The sequence below is a fragment of the Sphingomonas sp. genome (assembly GCF_039594485.1).
Lineage (GTDB): Bacteria > Pseudomonadota > Alphaproteobacteria > Sphingomonadales > Sphingomonadaceae > Sphingomonas.
In genome coordinates this window covers 1-16,085 of the sequence record NZ_JBCNNI010000030.1, presented here as the reverse complement: position 1 = coordinate 16,085, position 16,085 = coordinate 1, and the positions used below count along the sequence as shown (strand labels likewise).

Below are 16,085 nucleotides of genomic sequence, written 5' to 3'. Positions count from 1 at the left end.
ATCCCACAGAGGATGAGGGGGTGGAGCGGCGTGGCCCGCCCCACCCCCCCGGTCGATCAGAAGCGAAGGCGCAGGCCCGCCGCGATCGTCTCCTGGTGATCGTCGCGCCCGGTCTGCGCGCTGCCGGTCGCGTACAGGTCGACGCCGTTCGCAAAGCGATAGGCGACGCCGGCGGTCGCGGTGCCGACCAGCGGCGCGCGCGACGCGCCCTGCGCGACCAGGCCCAGGCCACCCCCGGCATAGCCGCCCAGCGCGACGGCGCGGTTGCCCTCGATCTGGTAGCGCGCACCCAGCGTCACGAAGGGACGGAACGGCGCTTCCGACGCATCGCTGCGGCCGACGGTGAACCCGGCATCGGCAAAGCCCGCGACCAGGTCGCGCCGCGCGACGGTGAGCGCAAAGGGGCTGCCACCCGTCTCGGCCACGCCCTGACGGCGGGTACGCAGATAGGTGAGCCCGGCCCGCGGGGTCAGCGCCCAGCCACCCGGCATCTCGGCCGCGTAATGGACCGACAGGTCGCTGGTCCAGCTGTGCAGGTCATAGCGGCCATGGGCCGATGCCGTGCCCGGCAGCGCGCGGGTGGTGCGCGCCTGCGCGCCGTCATAGACGATCGACGCCCCGAAGCCGAAGCCGTTCGGCATGATGTAGCGGCCATGCACGCCCGCCACGACGCCATCGGCCCGGGTCGAGGCGGCGAGCGGCGCGATCGACTGGCGGGTGTCGAGCCAGCCCCCGAACGCGCCGATCATCCACTGGCGATCGCCGTAACCGACGCCGCCCAGGAAGCCGTAACCGCGCGTTTGCGCCGCACTGGTCCCCTGCCCCATGTCGGCGCCAAGCGTGTGCCACTGGCCCAGCGTCTGGGCGAAGGTGAAAGCCCCCGCATCCTCCCGCGTGGTGGCGAAGGCCGGACCACGCGTCGCCTGGACGAGGCCCAGCGCATTGTCGACGCCGATCTGCGAGGCCGACGCATAGGCCTCCGGCGTTACTTGCGCGAAGCCACGTGGGGACGACGCGCCCGAGGCGGTCAGCAGCGCGGGGAGCGCGGCGAACAGCGTGCTGGTCGCGGGCTGCTTCGCCAGCGTCGCATTGGCATAGTCGATGCTGCGCGATACCTGCGGGCTGAACCCGGCATCGCCCAGGAACTGGCCGAGAAGCTGGATGCGGTCGGCGCGCTGGACGATGAAGCCGAACAGGTCGGACGGCTTCAGGACATTGGCATAGCTGCCGCTGATTCCGCCGCTGGCGACGATCAGGTCATAGGAGGTGCCGGGACGCAGGGCGCCGCTCGACACGATCTGCAACGTCGATCCGCTGCCGATCGTCATCGCGCCGTTGACGATCAGCTTGTCCGACACGGTCGGGGTCAGCTCGAAATAGGATAGCGACCCGCTGGCCAGCGTGACATTGCCGTTGACCGTCATCGTGCCCGGCGAGGCACCGGGGCTCAGGATACCCGCGACCGTCACATTGCCGTTGACCGTCCCCGCCGAACCGAAGGTCGCGCCCTGGCGGACCAGGAACTGCGCGGCGCTCATCGTCGAACCGGCGAAACCGACCAGTCGCCCGCTCGTCATGTCGACCGAACCGAACGCGGCCTGTCCCGACACGGTGGCATAGCCGCCGGTCATCGCCAGCGCCTCGACATTGGCGACATTGGTGAAGGCGACCGGCGCGCTGGCCGTGCCGCCCGACAGCGCGATCGTGTCGGTGCCCGCCCCGCCATCGACCGCCCCGGCAAAGGTGCCCGCGATGGTGAAGCGCTGGTTTCCGCCGGTGAAGGCGACCTGGCCTGCGGTCAGGCTGCTGCCCGAGGCGATGGTCAGATCGGTCGCGGCATTGACCTGATTATAGGCCTGCGCGCCGGTCAGCGACAGGGTGCCACTACCCTCGGTCGCCAGCGTCTCGAAGCCGTTGAGGGTGCCCGCCGCGAGCGTCTGGTTGCCCGCCAGCTCCAGCGTGGCGCGGTCATTGCCCGAACCGCCCGTCACGCTGCCGATCAGGGTCGATCCCGCCGCCAGGCGCAGCGCGTCATTGCCCGCGCCCAGGTCGATGACCCCGGCCAGCGTCGCGCCACTCGCCACGGTCAGCGACAGGTCGCCGTCGCCGAAGCTGAGCGGTGCCCCGTTCGCCCCCAGCGACCCCGTGACGGTCAGCGCATTGCCGGCCAGCGCGACATTTTCGAACCCGGTCGCCAGCCCGCTCAGCACCACCGGCGCATTGGCGGTGAAGCGCAGCGTGTCGGTGCCCGTGCCGCCATCATAGCGGCCCGCCGCATTGGCCGTGCCCAGCGCCAGCAGGTCGTCGCCCGCGCCCAGCGCGACGCTGGCGATGTCGCCATCGACGCGCAGTTGCTCGGCCGCGTCCGTGCCGGTGACCGCGCCGATCCGGTTGCCCGCCAGCACCACGTTCAGCCCCGTGCCCGCCAGCGCCACCGTGTCGAAGCTCTGGTCGAGGGTCAGCGACAACGTGCCGGTACCGGTCACCGCGAGCTGCTGGAAGTTGCTGCGCTGGCCCAGGCCGCTGCGGTCACCGCTGAGCAGCGCGGTATAGAGGTTGGTGCCGGTGCCGCCATCGACGCCGCCCAGGACGCTGGAGCCGGCTCCCTCGACAAAGCTGTCATTCCCGCCGCCCAGCGCGACCGCCCCGGCGATGGTGCCCTTATTGACGACCGTCTCGTTGGCGTCGGTGCCGGTGATGGTGACCGGGCCGGTGCTGGTCAGCGTCTGGCCCGCCGCGATCGTCACCGATCCGCCCGCGACCCCGATCGTGTCGAAGCGGAAAGCGCCGGCATAGGTGACATTGCCCTGCCCGATCTGGTTGAACCGCTCGAAATTGACGAACTGGTCGCCATTGACCGTGCCGCCTCCGGTCGCGTCGACGATCAGGCTGTCGGTGCCCGTGCCACCATCGACCGTCCCGACCAGCGACGCGCTGGCGCGGTGCAGGAAGGTGTCGTCGCCCGCACCCAGGAAGACATCGCCCTGGATCTGGCCATAATTCTCGATCCGGTCATTGCCATCGCCCAGCGCGATCGAACCGATGATGGTGCCGGTGTTGACGATCCGGTCGTCGAGCGCGCCGATGGTGTGGATCGCACCCGCCAGATAGGTCGTGCCGATCTGGCCGACCAGGCTGTCATTCGCGGCCAACATGGTGCCGGCCCCGCCGCGAATCGTCCCGGCATTGGTCAGGTCGAGCGCCGCGCCGTTCGTCCGAACCGCGACGGAGCTGACGCCGGTCGCCTCGATCGTGCCGGTCGCGGCGTTGGTGATCGTCGCGATCGCCTTGCCGTTGCCGAAGACCGATATGGCCGCTGCGATATAGGTGCTGGGGGCGGTGAGGTCCCGCGGCACGCTCGCGCCCGCATAGGGATCGACGATCGTCTGCCCGCCGCCATTGGCGCGGATCGTGCCGCTGTTGGTGATGGCGATGCTCTGGGCGGCGGTGGAGGCGGTGCCGTAACTGTTGAAACCAGCGCGGACGCCATAGGCGGATGCACCGCTGGCGTCGATCGTGCCGCTATTGTCCAGTCGGATCGCCCCGCCCAGATCATAGTCATCGCTGACCGACAGCAGGGCGGCGGAGCGCCCCTGCCCGGTCGCGGTGATCGACCCGCTGTTGGTCACCGCGATACCGAAGGGCTGCGCGGCGTCCGTCACCGGCACGCCATAATAGCGATAGCGGCTGACATAGGCATTGACGCCCTGCGTGACCGTGCCGCTATTGTCGAACCGGATCGACCCACCCAGATCATTGTAGATTTGCAGCAGGAGGGCCGATCGGCCCTCCGCGGTAGTGGCAATGGTTCCGCTGTTGGTCAGCGCGATCGTCTGTGGCTGCAGCGCATCCGGTGCCGTCGTACCGTAATAGCGGTAATCGCCAGCGAAAGCGTTGAACCCCTGGGCGATCGCGCCGCTGTTGGTGGCGGTGATCGCCCCTCCATTGACCGACAGATTGACGCTGCGACGGTTGGCATCGTTCAGGATGCTGCCCGAATTGGCGAAGCTCATGTCGCCGACGGCATAGATCGACACGGCGGCCTGGCGCAGCCCGGCGTCGCCGATCGTGCCGCTGTTGGTGAAGCGCGACACCTGGCCCGAGATCGCGCCCTTGACGACGGCCTGGTTGGTCAGGGCGGCCAGGACGGTCGGCTGGTCCTGGCGCGGATAATAATAATAGCTGCTGTCGCCGATGGTCATGTCGCCATCGACATTGGCGGTGTTGACCACCTGTCCGTCGCCCAGCACACCCAGCGAGGCGAGCGCGGCGCCCGACTGGACGGTGACGACGGTGTCGGCGCCGATCGCCTGGACGTCCTCGCGCTCGAAGTTGATGGCGGTCAGGCTGCCCAGCGTCGCGGTCGCCGACTTGGTGAAGGCATGGCGATAGGTGTCGGTCCCGGCGCCCCCGTCGATCGTGCCGGTAACGCCCGATTGGCCGTCGGTCTCGACGAACAGGTCGTTGCCCTCACCGAAGCGCAGATTGCCGGTCAGCGTGCCCCCAGCGGCGGTGTACGTCCCGCTGCCATAATAGCGGCCGCCATAGCTGCTATAGCCCAGGTCGACGTCGCCGGTGATCGTCCCGGCATTGACGATCCGGCCACCGCTGACCTGGATGGCGGACTGCCCCGTCGCCCCCGCGATCGTGCCTCCGCTCAGGTTGCGGATCGTGATGCCGTAACCGGAATTATAATCCTGGGCGATCGCGACGCCGCCCGTGCTGGCGATACGCCCGCTATTCTCGATGGTCGTCGCATAGCCATAGTCGAGCAGAACGGCCGCGCCGCCCACCTCGATCGTACCCGTGTTGGTCAGCGTGCCGACGCCGCTGATGCCGGTCGCCGCGCGGCCGTTCGTCGCCTGCACGATGCTGCCGCTGTTGGTGACGCCCTGCGCCCGCTGGACACCGACCGCGCCGTCGAGCGTGATCGTGCCCTGGTTGGTCACGGCCTTGCCGTTCGCGATGGCGGCGATCGGGTTATAGCCGTTGGTGCTGCGCCCGGTCGCGGCGATGGTGCCGGCATTGGTGAAGCTGTCACCGTCACCGAGAAGGACGACCCCGCCCAGATAGAGATTGGTGTTCGCCGGAACCAGCGACAGCGCACCGCGGCTGATGATGGTCAGCGCGTTGGCGGCATAGCTCTCGCCGGGCGCGAGCGTGCGCGAAATGGTGGAGATCGCCGCGCTCGTCGTGGTGGCGATATCGGCGGTAACGTCGACCGTCCCCTGCCCGGCCAGCGTCAGCATCCGCGTCGAAGACGCGCCGGTCAAGGTCAGCGTCGCCTTGTCGAACAGCTCGTAACCGACCGTGGCGAACTGGCTCGCGGTCGGCAGCGTCGCGCTGGTGTCGCTGCGCACGCGCAGGCGCAGCCCCGCCTGCGCGCCCGACACCGTGCCGCTGATGCCCACAAAACGGTTACCGCTGGCCCCTGCCAGCTCGGCGACCAGCAGATCGCCGGCCGACAGCGTCAGATTGCCGTTCAGGACGCCGCCCGGCAGCGCATAATAGACGTTGTTGTTGCCGTAGTAGCTGCTGGACGAGGACGAACCGAAGGTCACGTCGCCGTTGATCGTGCCCGCATTGGCGATGACTGCGTTGAACACCGCGAAATTGCCGTTCGGCCCGATGCCGCGCGTGCCCCCGGTGACGACGCCGCCCGCCTGGTTGTTGAGCACGCCATAATAGTTGATGAAAACGCCCGTGCCGGTCGCGGTGATCGTGCCGCTGTTGGTCAGGCTGCTCGACAGCTGGAGCCCGGCGGTCGTACCTTCGATCCGGCCGCTATTGGTCCAGTTGGAACCCGACGAGCCCGACAGGATCGCGCCGATCCCCCCGGTCGAACGGATCGTACCCGAATTGGTGAAGCTGGGCCCGAACAGCGAGACGGCGGTGCCGCCCGCGGTGATCGTGCCCGAATTGACGAAGCTCCCCTGCGAGCTGAACGAGACGCCATTTCCGGTCGCGGTGATCGTGCCGCTATTCTCGAAGCGGTTCACCGAGCCAAGCTGGACGGCGAAATTTCCGCTGTTGGTGCCCGTGCCGGTGATGCTGCCGGCATTCCTGACGACGGCCGCACCGTAAGAGGCATATTCGTCGGCGAGCACGGTGCCGGTGCCGCTGAGCGTGGTATTGTTGACGACGGTGCCGTCGCCCCCGATGCGCAAGGGCCCCGCCACCGCAAAGCCGTTTGCCAGGGTGGTCGTCATCTTGGCATCGGTCACCAAGGTCAGCTGTTCGAAATTGGTCGGCAGCGTCAGCGTCGAGGACAGGGTCGTGTCGCTCGTCAGGCGGACCCGCAACGTGTCGGTTCCTGCCCCACCGTCGATCGCGCCGCTGATCCCGGTGCGGAACGCGCCGTTCGCATAGCCGATGGTCAGCGTGTCGTTGCCCAAGCCCATGCGGACATTGCCGGTGATAGTGCCGACAGCGTTGTCGACGGTTATGTCACCGCTGAAGGTGACCGTCGAGTTGGCGATGTCGCCGACGATCGTGCCGGCGTTGGTCAGTTTGAACGTACCATAGTGCTCGATCGCCGTCGTCCCGGCCGTGGTGATCCGCCCGCCCGCCCCGTTGGTGAGCGTCATGTACCCCCCCGCGATCGCCGCGCCGGTGCCCGCATTGGCGATCGTGCCGCTGTTGGTCAGCGTGGAGGTACGGACATTGGCCAGCGTCGCGGCGGTGCCGTTGTTGCTGATCGTGCCGCTGTTCGTCCAGCCATAGCCATAGACCGCCGAGCTGTAGGTCGCGCCCGCGTCCACCGCGCTGCGCGAACCGCCATCGATGGTGCCCGCATTGGTCAGCGTGCCGATGGCGCCGCTGATCGCGCCGATCGTCCCGCCCGCGCGGTTGGTGATCGACTGGAACCCGGCATAGGACGGGCTGGTCGACAGCAGCGCATAGCCGTTCGCGCCGGTGCCCGTTCCGCTGATCGTGCCGCTATTGTCGATCGTGGCGGTCGTGCTGCCATAGCCGGTGCCGCTCTGGCCGATGACCACGCCGTTCGCGCCGCTGACGCTGCCGCCCGCGGCGACCGTCATGGTCAGGTTGAGGCTGGAATAACTGTTGTTGGTCGACTCGCGGATCAACTGGACACCCGCCTGATTGCCGCCATCGATCCGTCCGCCCGCGGTCAGGGTCGAATAGGCATAGCTGGTGGCAGATGTCGGGATGGCATAGCTGATCGCGGCCGCACCGCTGTTCGTCACGCTCGCGCCCGCCGCGACATTGACCGTGCTGCCCGAGGTGGTGACGGTCAGCCCATTGCTGTCGGTCCCGGTGCAGGTCGTGGTCGCATTGCTCTGGGTCGGATCGGGGGTGCACTGGGCGAAGGCGGGGCCCGCCACCATCACCGCGAGCAGAATCGCGCTCGACTCCAACGCGCGAACCTTTACTCGCTGGCCACGCGACAACGCCTTTACCATTTCGGACATCCCCCTGTTGATGGAAAATGTCTATGATGAAGACCATGTCATGTCACGCCTATTCGTGACGATTTCTTCATGACAAAATAAAGAAATCCGCCGATCCTGTCCTGCCACGAATGACGGCATATTCATTGTTGCAGGAGGGATCGGGGTATCGTGGCGATCACGCCGATCATTTGCCCTGTTGCTTTTCGGCTTCCCCCGGAACAGCCTAAACCCTTCAATTGATGAAATTGATGGCGCAGGCGAAGCGCTTCGACGGCATCCCCCGCTTCCCGTTCTTGCACGCGCCAAATCCAGCGATGCGCGGTCGTCTTCTTCCGGGACGCCGGCCGGAAGCCCCCATGGCGGGGCGGGTCGCCTGTCTCTATGGTCCCGCAAGGGGGGCATGGGGTGAAGGAAAGGATCGGTTTTTCCAGCGAAGGCATGGCCGAGGACGAGGCGTTCGCGCGCTATCGCCAGCTTTATGCGCAAGGGGCCGATGTCCTCCGGCTGGACGGGGCCTTCCATGCGCGGGTCCGGGGCTGGCGCTTTCGCCACATGCTGCTGTTCGACCGGCATCTGTCGGGCATGGCGCATGTCCGCGAGGAGCGGGTGCAGGCCGACGGGTTCGACCATATCGTCCTGCACCATGTCGTGTCGGGCACGCTGATCGGCCGCGCGCGCAGCGGGTTCGAGCGGGCGGGGCCGGGCGATATCGTCCTGCTCGACACGCGGCGCGGCCACCGGACCGAGGCGCACGACCTGCACCTCGTCACCGCCAGCATCGCGCGCGACCTGATGCTGGCCGCGCTGGGCAGCCTGGATGCGCTGCACGGGCTGGTCGCGCACGCCCCCGATACCGCGATGCTGAGCGAGTTCCTGCAATCGCTGGTCCGCCATGCGCCCGTGCTCGACGACCGGCATGACGGGGCCTTTGCGCGCGCGCTGATCGAATTGCTGCCGACCGCGCTGGGCGGGCCGCGCGACCTGGCCATCGAGGCGCGGCGCCAGGATCATCTGCGGCGCGAGGCGGTCGAGCAGCTCATCGACCGCGAGATCGACAATCCCGGCCTGACCGGCGCGGTCATCGCCGAGCGGGTGGGCGTGTCGCGCGCGACGCTCTATCGGCTCTATCATCGCAGCGGCGGGATCGCGCGGCATGTCCGGCGTCGCCGGATCGATGCGGTGCGCCGCGCGCTGGAGCAGCCGGAGGAGATCGACCTCGACCTCGACACGCTGGCGCGACGCCATGGGCTGGGCACCGCGGCGACGCTGGTCCGCCTGTTCCGGGCGGACCAGGGGGTCGACCCGGCAGGCTATCGCGCCCGCGTCCGCCAGGGACGGGACGATGCGGTGAAGGAGGGTACCCGCCGCTGGAGCGGCTGGATGCACGAACTGGATTAGGGGGATCCAGCACCCCCCCCACCCCTCAGGCGCGCCGGATCGCCAGCCCCGCCGCGCCGCAGCCGATCAGGCAGGTCGCGCCCAGCACCCATCCGATCGCATCGGCCAGCCCGGTCGGCCCCGCGATCGCCTGGCTCGCCACGCCGACCGCCCAGGGGCCGAGCGCGGTGCCCAGCACCGTCACCAGCGTCAGGAAGATCGCGGTGCCCTCGACCCGCAATTCGGGCGGGATGCGCGCTTGGAGCCCGATCATCCCGTTGGTCAGCGCGGTCGACAGCCCGATCACCGCCACCACCAGCGCGGCGATCGCGATCGCGGCATCCCCGCCCCGGGTCAGCGGCCCCAGCGCCAGCACGCACAGCGCCAGCCCCAGCAGCATCAGCCGCGGCGCCGGGCTGACCCCGACCCCACCCCCGGCCCCGGTCCCGCCCCCGCCCCTCCCCCAGCGATCGGCGAGCGCGCCGCCCAGCGCATGCCCCGCCGCCCCCGCCAGCATCATCGCCACCCCGACCCGCAGGCCCGCCTGGGGCGGGGTCAGCCCGTGCATCCGAATCAGCAGGCTGGCCGTCCAGCTCGTCAGCGACTGGGACACCAGCACCGCGCACAGCGCGGCCAGGATATGCGGGGCGAGCGCGGCGCGGTCGGCGATCATCCGGCGCAGCGCCTCGACCATCCGCCCGATCGAGCGCGCGGGCACCCCGCCTGCCCGTGCGCCGGGCTCCGCAAGCTGGAACAGCAGGAAGGCGATCGGCATGCCGATCATCCCGACCGTGACGAACACCATCCGCCATGGCGGGAGCGTGCTGCCCAGCGTCGCGAAGAGCGCGAGCAGCGCCCCGCCCCCGATCATCGCCGTCCCCCGGCCCAGCGCCGCGCCGGCGGAGAACAGGCTGATCCCGCGTCCGCGATGCGCCGGCGCCATCGCCGCGACGATCAGCCCCAGCGCGGCGGGCCCGATCGTCGCCTGGACCAGCCCCAGCAGCATCCGCGCCGGGACCAGCAGCGCGATCGATTCGGCGAAGCCACAGGCCAGCGTCGCCCCGCTCGACCCCAGCAGCGCGCAGGCGAGCAGCCGCGCCAGCGCCCAGTGCCGCGCCAGCAGCAGCATCGGAATGATCGCCACGCCGTGCACGACGGCGAAGGCGGGGCCCTGCAACAGGCCGATCGCGGCGTCGCCCAGGCGCAGCTCGGCCTTGATCGGCTCGATCAGGATCGACAGCAGGAAGCGGTCGCCGACCGCCAGCATATGGACCAGCGCCATCAGGACCGCGACGCCATAGCCGCGCGGGCCATGGACGATGTACGGGGTCGAAGGCGGCAAGCGGCGTCCTTTGCGTCAGCGGCCCGTCATCGGGCCCCCCGACAGGGGGCGTGCCCCGTCGCGGCCCTTACCGGCATAAGCGCTGACGGCGGGATCGAAAAGCCCGATCCGCAGCCGCTCGGGCGCGCAAGCCGCCTGGAGCGCCGCGACCTCGCTCCATGCACCGTTCAGCCAGCGTTCGCGGTCCTGCGGGGCGATCACCACCGGCATGGTGGCCAGCGGTCCGTCGCCCAGGCATATCAGCATCGCGAAACAGCGCGTATCGCCCGCCCCGCGCCACAGCCCGGCCACGGTGAACAGGGGCTGGTCGGCCAGGGTGAACCAGGTCGGCCAGCCGCCCCCCTCCCCTTCCCCGTCCCATTTCCCGCCCAATCCGCCATCCCATGCGCCCTCCTGTCGCGACGCGGGCGCGGCGGTGCCGGCGGTCAGCGGGATCAGGCAGCGCTGCCCCGGACGCTCGGCCAGGCGATGCCACCAGGGCAGCGACAGGCTGAGGATCTGGGTGGTCGGCCAGCAGGCCTCGCCCCCGCTGATATCCCAGCGCTGGATATCCAGGGTCATGCCCTCGTCGGTGCCACGGATGACGAAGGCGGGATGGCCGGGATACAGATCGGCCAGCCGCGACCAGCGGCCCCAGGAGGTCTGCGCCCTGCCGGTCAGCCCGAACGCGTCGCACAGCTCCTCCGCGGTGCGGTCGAGCGTCGCGCGGTCGGTGACGGGCGGCCTAGCGCCGGGGACCGGGTGGCGGGGGCGCATGGCGAAGCGGTCGCGAGGTCCAGACCCATTGGCGCTGGCGGATCGAATAGCGCCGCTGGGCGCGCCGACAGACCAGGAGATGACGGCGGTGATCGTCGCTCAGCTTCACCACGCCGAACAGGACGAAGACCGTCCTCCAGTCCTGATGGCGCCGGAAAGGTGTGGCAACGGGCAGGGCGAACACGATCATCCCCTGACGAGAGGCTGGCTGGACGGTGAAGCGAACCGGACCGATTGGGCAGCCCGATCCGCTTCGGCTTCCTGCTGTATGTCAATCATTTGCCACTGCCCATGATCGACGGAACGACGTCTCATCATTGAGACAATCCGGTCCGGGACCGGATCGGATGACGGCTATGGCGTGGTCCCGGTCGCCTCCGCCGCCAGCCCCCGGATATCGACCCGCGCCTTCAACCGGGCGCAGAGCAGGGCGGTGCCGCTGATCTTGCGCTGGACGAACAGCGTCTCGACATGCGGGACGTGCCAGGTGGCACGATCGGCGATCATCGCGCGGGTCTCCTCGCGCACCACCGGCACGAAGGCGCGGTCGGCAAAGTCGAAAGGCCCCGCCCGCGCCATGGTGTCGTCGATCGCGGCGATGATCCGGTCGACCGCCGGGCGATGCGCGGCGACCGCGGCCTCGCCCAGAAACCCCGTCTCCACCGCGATCTCGCGGATCCGGTCGCGGTCATGCGCCAGCCCCGCCGCGATCAACCGGCGATAGGAGGCGGCGGTTTCGGGCGGCACGTCGCGCGCCGCGCCGAAATCGAGCAGGACCAGCCGCTGCTCCTCGGGCTGCCAGCGGTAATTGGCGAAATTGGGGTCGGTCTGCATCATGCCGAAGTCGAACAGCTCGGCCAGCACCAACTGGATCAGCGCGGTCATCGCGCCGTCGCGCATGGCCTGGTCCGCCTCGGCCAGCGTCTCGATCGAGCGGCCGGGGATGAAGTCCATCGCCAGCACCTGCGGGGTGGTCAGCGATGGCTCGGGCGATGGCACGACATAGCGCGGATCGCCCGCCAGATGGTCGCGATAGGCGCGCATCCGGTCGGCCTCGCGGAGATAATCGGCCTCCTCGGCCAATTGCCGCTTGGCCTCCTCCAGCAGCGGTTTCAGGTCGATCGAGGGCGGGATCAGGTTGGAGACGCGCAGCAGCGTCGCGACATTGTCGACATCCGACCCGATGCTGCCCCGCACGCCGGGATATTGCACCTTGATCGCCAGTACCCGCCCGTCGGGCAGGGTCGCGCGATGGACCTGCCCGATCGAGGCGGCCGCGATCGGCGCGGCCTCGAAATGGCGGAAGCGGCGTCGCCAGTCGGGGCCCCATTCCGCCCGCAGCACGCGGTCGAGCTGCGCGGGCGGCATCCGGTACGCCTGGTCGCGCAGCCGCGCGAGGATCGCCGACAGCTCGGGCGGCAACAGGTCGCCCGCATCCATCGAGATCATCTGCCCCAGCTTCATCGCCGCGCCGCGCAGGTGCGACAGCCGGTCGGCGACGCGCGCGGCGTTGCCGGGGGTGAGGATCAGGTCGCCCAGGCGCGGCCGCTCGCCGCTGGCCAGACGCCGCGCCCCCTCGGCCAGCATCCCGCCCGCGACCCCGCCCGCCAGCCGGCCGAACGCGCCCGCCCGCGCCAGGCGTCCGCTAGGGATGGCGCGATAGGTGGCATCGGGGGCGGGCTTGTCGGGATCATCGGCCATGTCCGGGCATAGCGGCGGGCGCGCGGCTTGGTTCCCCCAACCACCGCGCGACCACCCAGGCGGCCAGGATCATCACAAAGGGCATGGCGGGATAATGATAGCGGGTCTGGCCGGTGAAGCCGAAGGCGAGCGCGGTGCAGAAGACCGGCATGACCGCCGCGACCAGCATCGCCGCGCCCGCTCGCCCTACCCAGGCGGCGCGCGCGGCCAGGACGGTGCCGACCACCGCCAGCGCCAGCACCGCCATGTAGAAAAGCTGGTCGATCCCCTGCATCGCCTTCCACATCAGCCCCCGTTCGGGGTGGCTGGCGTCGAGCGGCCAGAAGCCGTCGCTGTCCTTCCACCAGAGCAGCGCCATCTTGCGAAAGCCCAGCAGCCCCCAGCGGACCGGATGCGCACCGATCCAGTCGGTGGCGAGCCGCTTCAACCGCCGGTCGATCTCCACCTGCCGCTCGACCCGGTCGGCGAAGGGAATGCCGACCTGTGCCCAGAGCGGCGATGTCTCGACCTTGAAATAGCCGCCATCGGCCAGGTCGTTGGCCCCGGCCTGAAGCGCGACGCCGCCATTGGTCGACACCGGCACGGGCGCGCCCAGCACCGCCTGGTTGCGCAGGGCCCAGGGCAGGATGACCGCCCCCATGCCCGCCATCACCAACGCCAGCAGCAGCAGCGCGCGCCGCCACCGCACCCCTCCGCCAAGCCAGACCAGGACCAGCAGCAGCGGCGGGAGGAGCATCATCTGCGGCCGCATCAGCACGCCCGCGCCCAGCACCAGCCCGGCCGGCACCGCCCAGCCCATCCGCGTCCGCGCCTTCAGGACCAGCGCCATCCCGGCCATGACGATCGCGGTCGAGGTCGGCTCGGCCGCGGTATCGCCGCTATAGGCGATATGCGCGGGATAGACGGCATAGAGCAGGGCGGCGAGCCGTGCGGCCCCCTCCCCCGCGTCCAGGTGTCGCGCGAACCACAGGATCATCAGGATCGTCAGGCCCTGCGCGACCAGGTTGAACAGCAGCGGCCCGAACAGCGACGGCCCGAACAGCAAGGTCGCCGCGCCCAGCAGCGCCGGATAGCCGACCGGCCAGAAGGTGGTGGGGAAGCCCGCCTCCTGATAGCCCAGCCCCTGCGCGATCTCCCGCCCGCGGATCCAGTACCAGAGCGAATCCGCGCGCGGCATGACGGGAAAGGCCAGGATCAGCCCCAGCCGCAGGCCGATCGCGAGGAGGAGGATCGCCGGGACGACCCAGCGCGCGGTGGCGAACCCAGCCCCCCAACCGGCCCTCCAACCGGCTCCCGGCGCGGTGGCGCGCCTGTCGCGATCGCGGATCCCCGCCGTCATGATGGGCCCCCTCCCCTGGCAACGCCCGGCTCCCCCGGCGTTCGCGCGTCGAGGCTAGGACGATCGGCCCCGGTCCGGCAAGGGCCCCCTCCCTATCCCGCCCCATCCCGTCGGACCTGACGCCCCTGTCATCGGCGCGTCTAGAGTTCGTCAGTCATCCGGGTGTAGCATCGGAGCGGCCGTTGCCCGGCCGCGTTCTTCTGGGGGAGATGATCGGCCATGCTCTTTACGATCGCGGCGCTGGCACTGGCGGTTCAGACGCCCTCTCCCCCATCGGCCTCGGCCCCTCCCCCGGCCACCCGGCCGCCCTCGCTCGACGACCGGATGATGCCGCAGCTTCGGGCGGCCGCGGAGGCGGTGAAAGCCGGACAGCCCCAGGCGGCGCTCGACGGGCTGGTGCCGGTCCTCGCCGCCTATGAGGCGGATCATGCCGGCGAGACCCGGCGGATCTATTGCGCCATGTCGATGCAGGACCTGCTGCTCTATGCGGGGATGGCGGCGAAGGACAGGGTGAGCGCCGTCATGCTGTCGCCCGGCTATTGCACCGCGCTCTATCTGAAGGGCTATGCGCTGGTCGATCTTGGGCGGATCGCGGAGGCCAAGACGATCTATGAGCGGTTGCTGACGCTCGCGCCGATGTACGCGCAATATCAGACCGAATATGGCCAGCTTGTCCGGCGGGAGAAGGACTGGCCGCACATGCTGGCGATCTGCGAAAAGGCGGCCGATGCCGCGCGGATCGCCGCCCCCGCGATCAGGCCGATGCAGCAGGGCGCGGCGCTGCGCTGTCAGGGCTATGCGCTGATCGAGCTGGGCCGGTGGGACGAAGCGGAGAAACGCTATCGCCAGGCGCTCGCGCTCGACCCGAACGATGCGCGGGCGAAGGACGAACTGCGCTATATCGCCGGGCGGCGCGCCGGGACCCAGCCGGCGGACAGGACGGCCCCCTGATCCCCCCGATCCCAAGGCGCGCGCCGCGCGGCCCTATTGGTCGAACGCCTATTGGTCGAACGACAACAGGATCGGGCATGGCCCCTCGGCCCCACCCCCGCATTCCTGCGCCAGCCGGCTGAGCGAGGCGCGCGCCTGTTGCAAGGCGGCGATCTGCGCATCCAGCGCCGCGATCCGGGTCTGCGCCAGCGCGCGCGCCCGCGCCCGGTCGTCGGTCGCGTCGAGCGACAGGAGTTCGCCGATCTGCTCCAGCGTGAAGCCCGCCGCCTGCCCCGCCCGGATGAAGCGCAACCGCCGCGCATCCTCCTGGCCGTATCGCCGGACCCGCCCCGCGCTGCCCGCGCCCGCCGGTCGTTCGGGCGTGTCGAGCAGCCCGCGTCGCTGGTAATAGCGGATCGTCTCCACCCCCACCCCGCCCTCGCGCGCCAATCCGGCGATGGTCCATTCCGACACGTCTTGACTCCGTACCATGGTACGGATGCCATATGGGGCGCGAACCCCCGTCGGAGAAGACCATGACCGCCGAGCGCAAGGCCATATTGTACCGCATGGTGATGCCCACCCATAGCTGCCCCTATGGGCTGAAGGCGAAGGACCTGTTGCGGCGACAGGGCTATGCGGTCGAGGATCACTGGCTGCGCAGCCGCGAGGAAACCGACGCCTTCAAGGCCCAGCATGGCGTGAAGACCACGCCCCAGATCTTCATCGGAGGCGAGCGGGTGGGCGGTTACGACGATCTGCGCCGTTTCTTCGGCAAGCGGGTCGCGGACCCCAAGGCGACCAGCTATCGCCCGGTGATCGCGCTGTTCGCGATGACCGCGCTGATGGCGATGGCGACGTCGCAGGCGGTCCATGCAACGCCCTTCACCGCCCAGGCGGCGCAGTGGTTCATCGCGTTCAGCATGGCGGTCCTCGCCCTGCTGAAGCTCCAGAATATCGAGAGCTTCGCGACCATGTTCCTGAACTATGACCTGCTGGCCAAGCGCTGGGTGCCCTATTCCTATCTCTATCCCTTTGCCGAGGGGCTGGCGGGGGTGCTGATGATCGCGGGGGTGGCGGTCTGGCTCTCGGTGCCGATCGCGCTGTTCATCGGAGGCGTCGGCGCGGTATCGGTGGTCAAGGCGGTCTATATCGACCGGCGCGACCTCAAATGCGCCTGTGTGGGCGGATCGGGCAACGTGCCGCTGGGCTTCCTGTCGCTGTC

At 69.6% G+C, this 16,085-nt stretch carries 10 protein-coding genes; 3 read left to right on the top strand and 7 right to left on the bottom strand.

Features of this window, described 5'->3' with window-relative positions:
* Nucleotides 1-56: 56 nt before the first annotated feature.
* A complete protein-coding gene (locus ABDV78_RS14265; RefSeq protein WP_343528065.1) occupies nt 57-7,433 on the bottom strand; it encodes an autotransporter outer membrane beta-barrel domain-containing protein in 7,377 nt (2,458 codons plus the stop codon).
* 387 nt (nt 7,434-7,820) lie between these two features.
* Between ABDV78_RS14265 and ABDV78_RS14260 the strand changes: the two genes are divergently transcribed.
* Nucleotides 7,821-8,813, top strand: coding sequence for a hypothetical protein (locus ABDV78_RS14260; RefSeq protein ID WP_343528064.1), 993 nt, complete (start codon nt 7,821-7,823; stop codon nt 8,811-8,813).
* A 25-nt stretch (nt 8,814-8,838) separates the two neighbouring features.
* Here the strand turns inward: ABDV78_RS14260 and ABDV78_RS14255 are convergent, their stop codons facing one another.
* The 5 genes from ABDV78_RS14255 to ABDV78_RS14235 all read right to left on the bottom strand — a co-directional run bounded on the left by ABDV78_RS14255 (nt 8,839) and on the right by ABDV78_RS14235 (nt 13,930).
* Nucleotides 8,839-10,134, bottom strand: coding sequence for an MFS transporter (locus ABDV78_RS14255; RefSeq protein WP_343528063.1), 1,296 nt, complete (start codon nt 10,132-10,134; stop codon nt 8,839-8,841).
* Nucleotides 10,135-10,149: 15 nt separating this feature from the next.
* Entirely contained in the window at nt 10,150-10,890 is a 741-nt protein-coding gene (locus ABDV78_RS14250) for a hypothetical protein (RefSeq protein WP_343528062.1), read from the bottom strand.
* Nucleotides 10,859-11,080: a hypothetical protein gene (locus tag ABDV78_RS14245; RefSeq protein WP_343528061.1), complete on the bottom strand. Its 222-nt coding sequence runs from the start codon at nt 11,078-11,080 to the stop codon at nt 10,859-10,861. Before ABDV78_RS14245 ends, ABDV78_RS14250 begins: the two co-directional genes overlap by 32 nt.
* 164 nt (nt 11,081-11,244) lie before the next feature.
* Nucleotides 11,245-12,591 (bottom strand): AarF/ABC1/UbiB kinase family protein, encoded by a 1,347-nt coding sequence (locus ABDV78_RS14240; protein ID WP_343528060.1) that lies wholly within the window; start codon nt 12,589-12,591, stop codon nt 11,245-11,247.
* Nucleotides 12,581-13,930, bottom strand: coding sequence for a hypothetical protein (locus ABDV78_RS14235; protein ID WP_343528058.1), 1,350 nt, complete (start codon nt 13,928-13,930; stop codon nt 12,581-12,583). Before ABDV78_RS14235 ends, ABDV78_RS14240 begins: the two co-directional genes overlap by 11 nt.
* A 219-nt stretch (nt 13,931-14,149) precedes the next feature.
* Here ABDV78_RS14235 and ABDV78_RS14230 point away from each other — a divergent pair, with 219 nt between their 5' ends.
* Nucleotides 14,150-14,881, top strand: coding sequence for a tetratricopeptide repeat protein (locus tag ABDV78_RS14230; protein WP_343528057.1), 732 nt, complete (start codon nt 14,150-14,152; stop codon nt 14,879-14,881).
* 48 nt (nt 14,882-14,929) lie between these two features.
* Here the strand turns inward: ABDV78_RS14230 and ABDV78_RS14225 are convergent, their stop codons facing one another.
* Entirely contained in the window at nt 14,930-15,352 is a 423-nt protein-coding gene (locus ABDV78_RS14225) for a MerR family DNA-binding protein (protein WP_343528056.1), read from the bottom strand.
* Nucleotides 15,353-15,366: 14 nt separating this feature from the next.
* On the opposite strand from ABDV78_RS14225, the gene ABDV78_RS14220 reads away from it, so the two are divergent.
* A partial coding sequence (locus ABDV78_RS14220; RefSeq protein ID WP_343528054.1) for a glutaredoxin occupies nt 15,367-16,085 on the top strand: 719 nt, incomplete at its 3' end.

Excerpts from the sequence above, each read along its gene's own strand:
- ABDV78_RS14265 (WP_343528065.1), bottom strand. The coding sequence starts at position 7,433 with ATGTCCGAAATGGTAAAGGCGTTGTCGCGTGGCCAGCGAGTAAAGGTT.
- ABDV78_RS14250 (WP_343528062.1), bottom strand. The coding sequence starts at position 10,890 with ATGCGCCCCCGCCACCCGGTCCCCGGCGCTAGGCCGCCCGTCACCGAC.
- ABDV78_RS14245 (WP_343528061.1), bottom strand. The coding sequence starts at position 11,080 with ATGATCGTGTTCGCCCTGCCCGTTGCCACACCTTTCCGGCGCCATCAG.
- ABDV78_RS14240 (WP_343528060.1), bottom strand. The coding sequence starts at position 12,591 with ATGGCCGATGATCCCGACAAGCCCGCCCCCGATGCCACCTATCGCGCC.
- ABDV78_RS14235 (WP_343528058.1), bottom strand. The coding sequence starts at position 13,930 with ATGACGGCGGGGATCCGCGATCGCGACAGGCGCGCCACCGCGCCGGGA.
- ABDV78_RS14230 (WP_343528057.1), top strand. The coding sequence starts at position 14,150 with ATGCTCTTTACGATCGCGGCGCTGGCACTGGCGGTTCAGACGCCCTCT.
- ABDV78_RS14225 (WP_343528056.1), bottom strand. The coding sequence starts at position 15,352 with ATGGTACGGAGTCAAGACGTGTCGGAATGGACCATCGCCGGATTGGCG.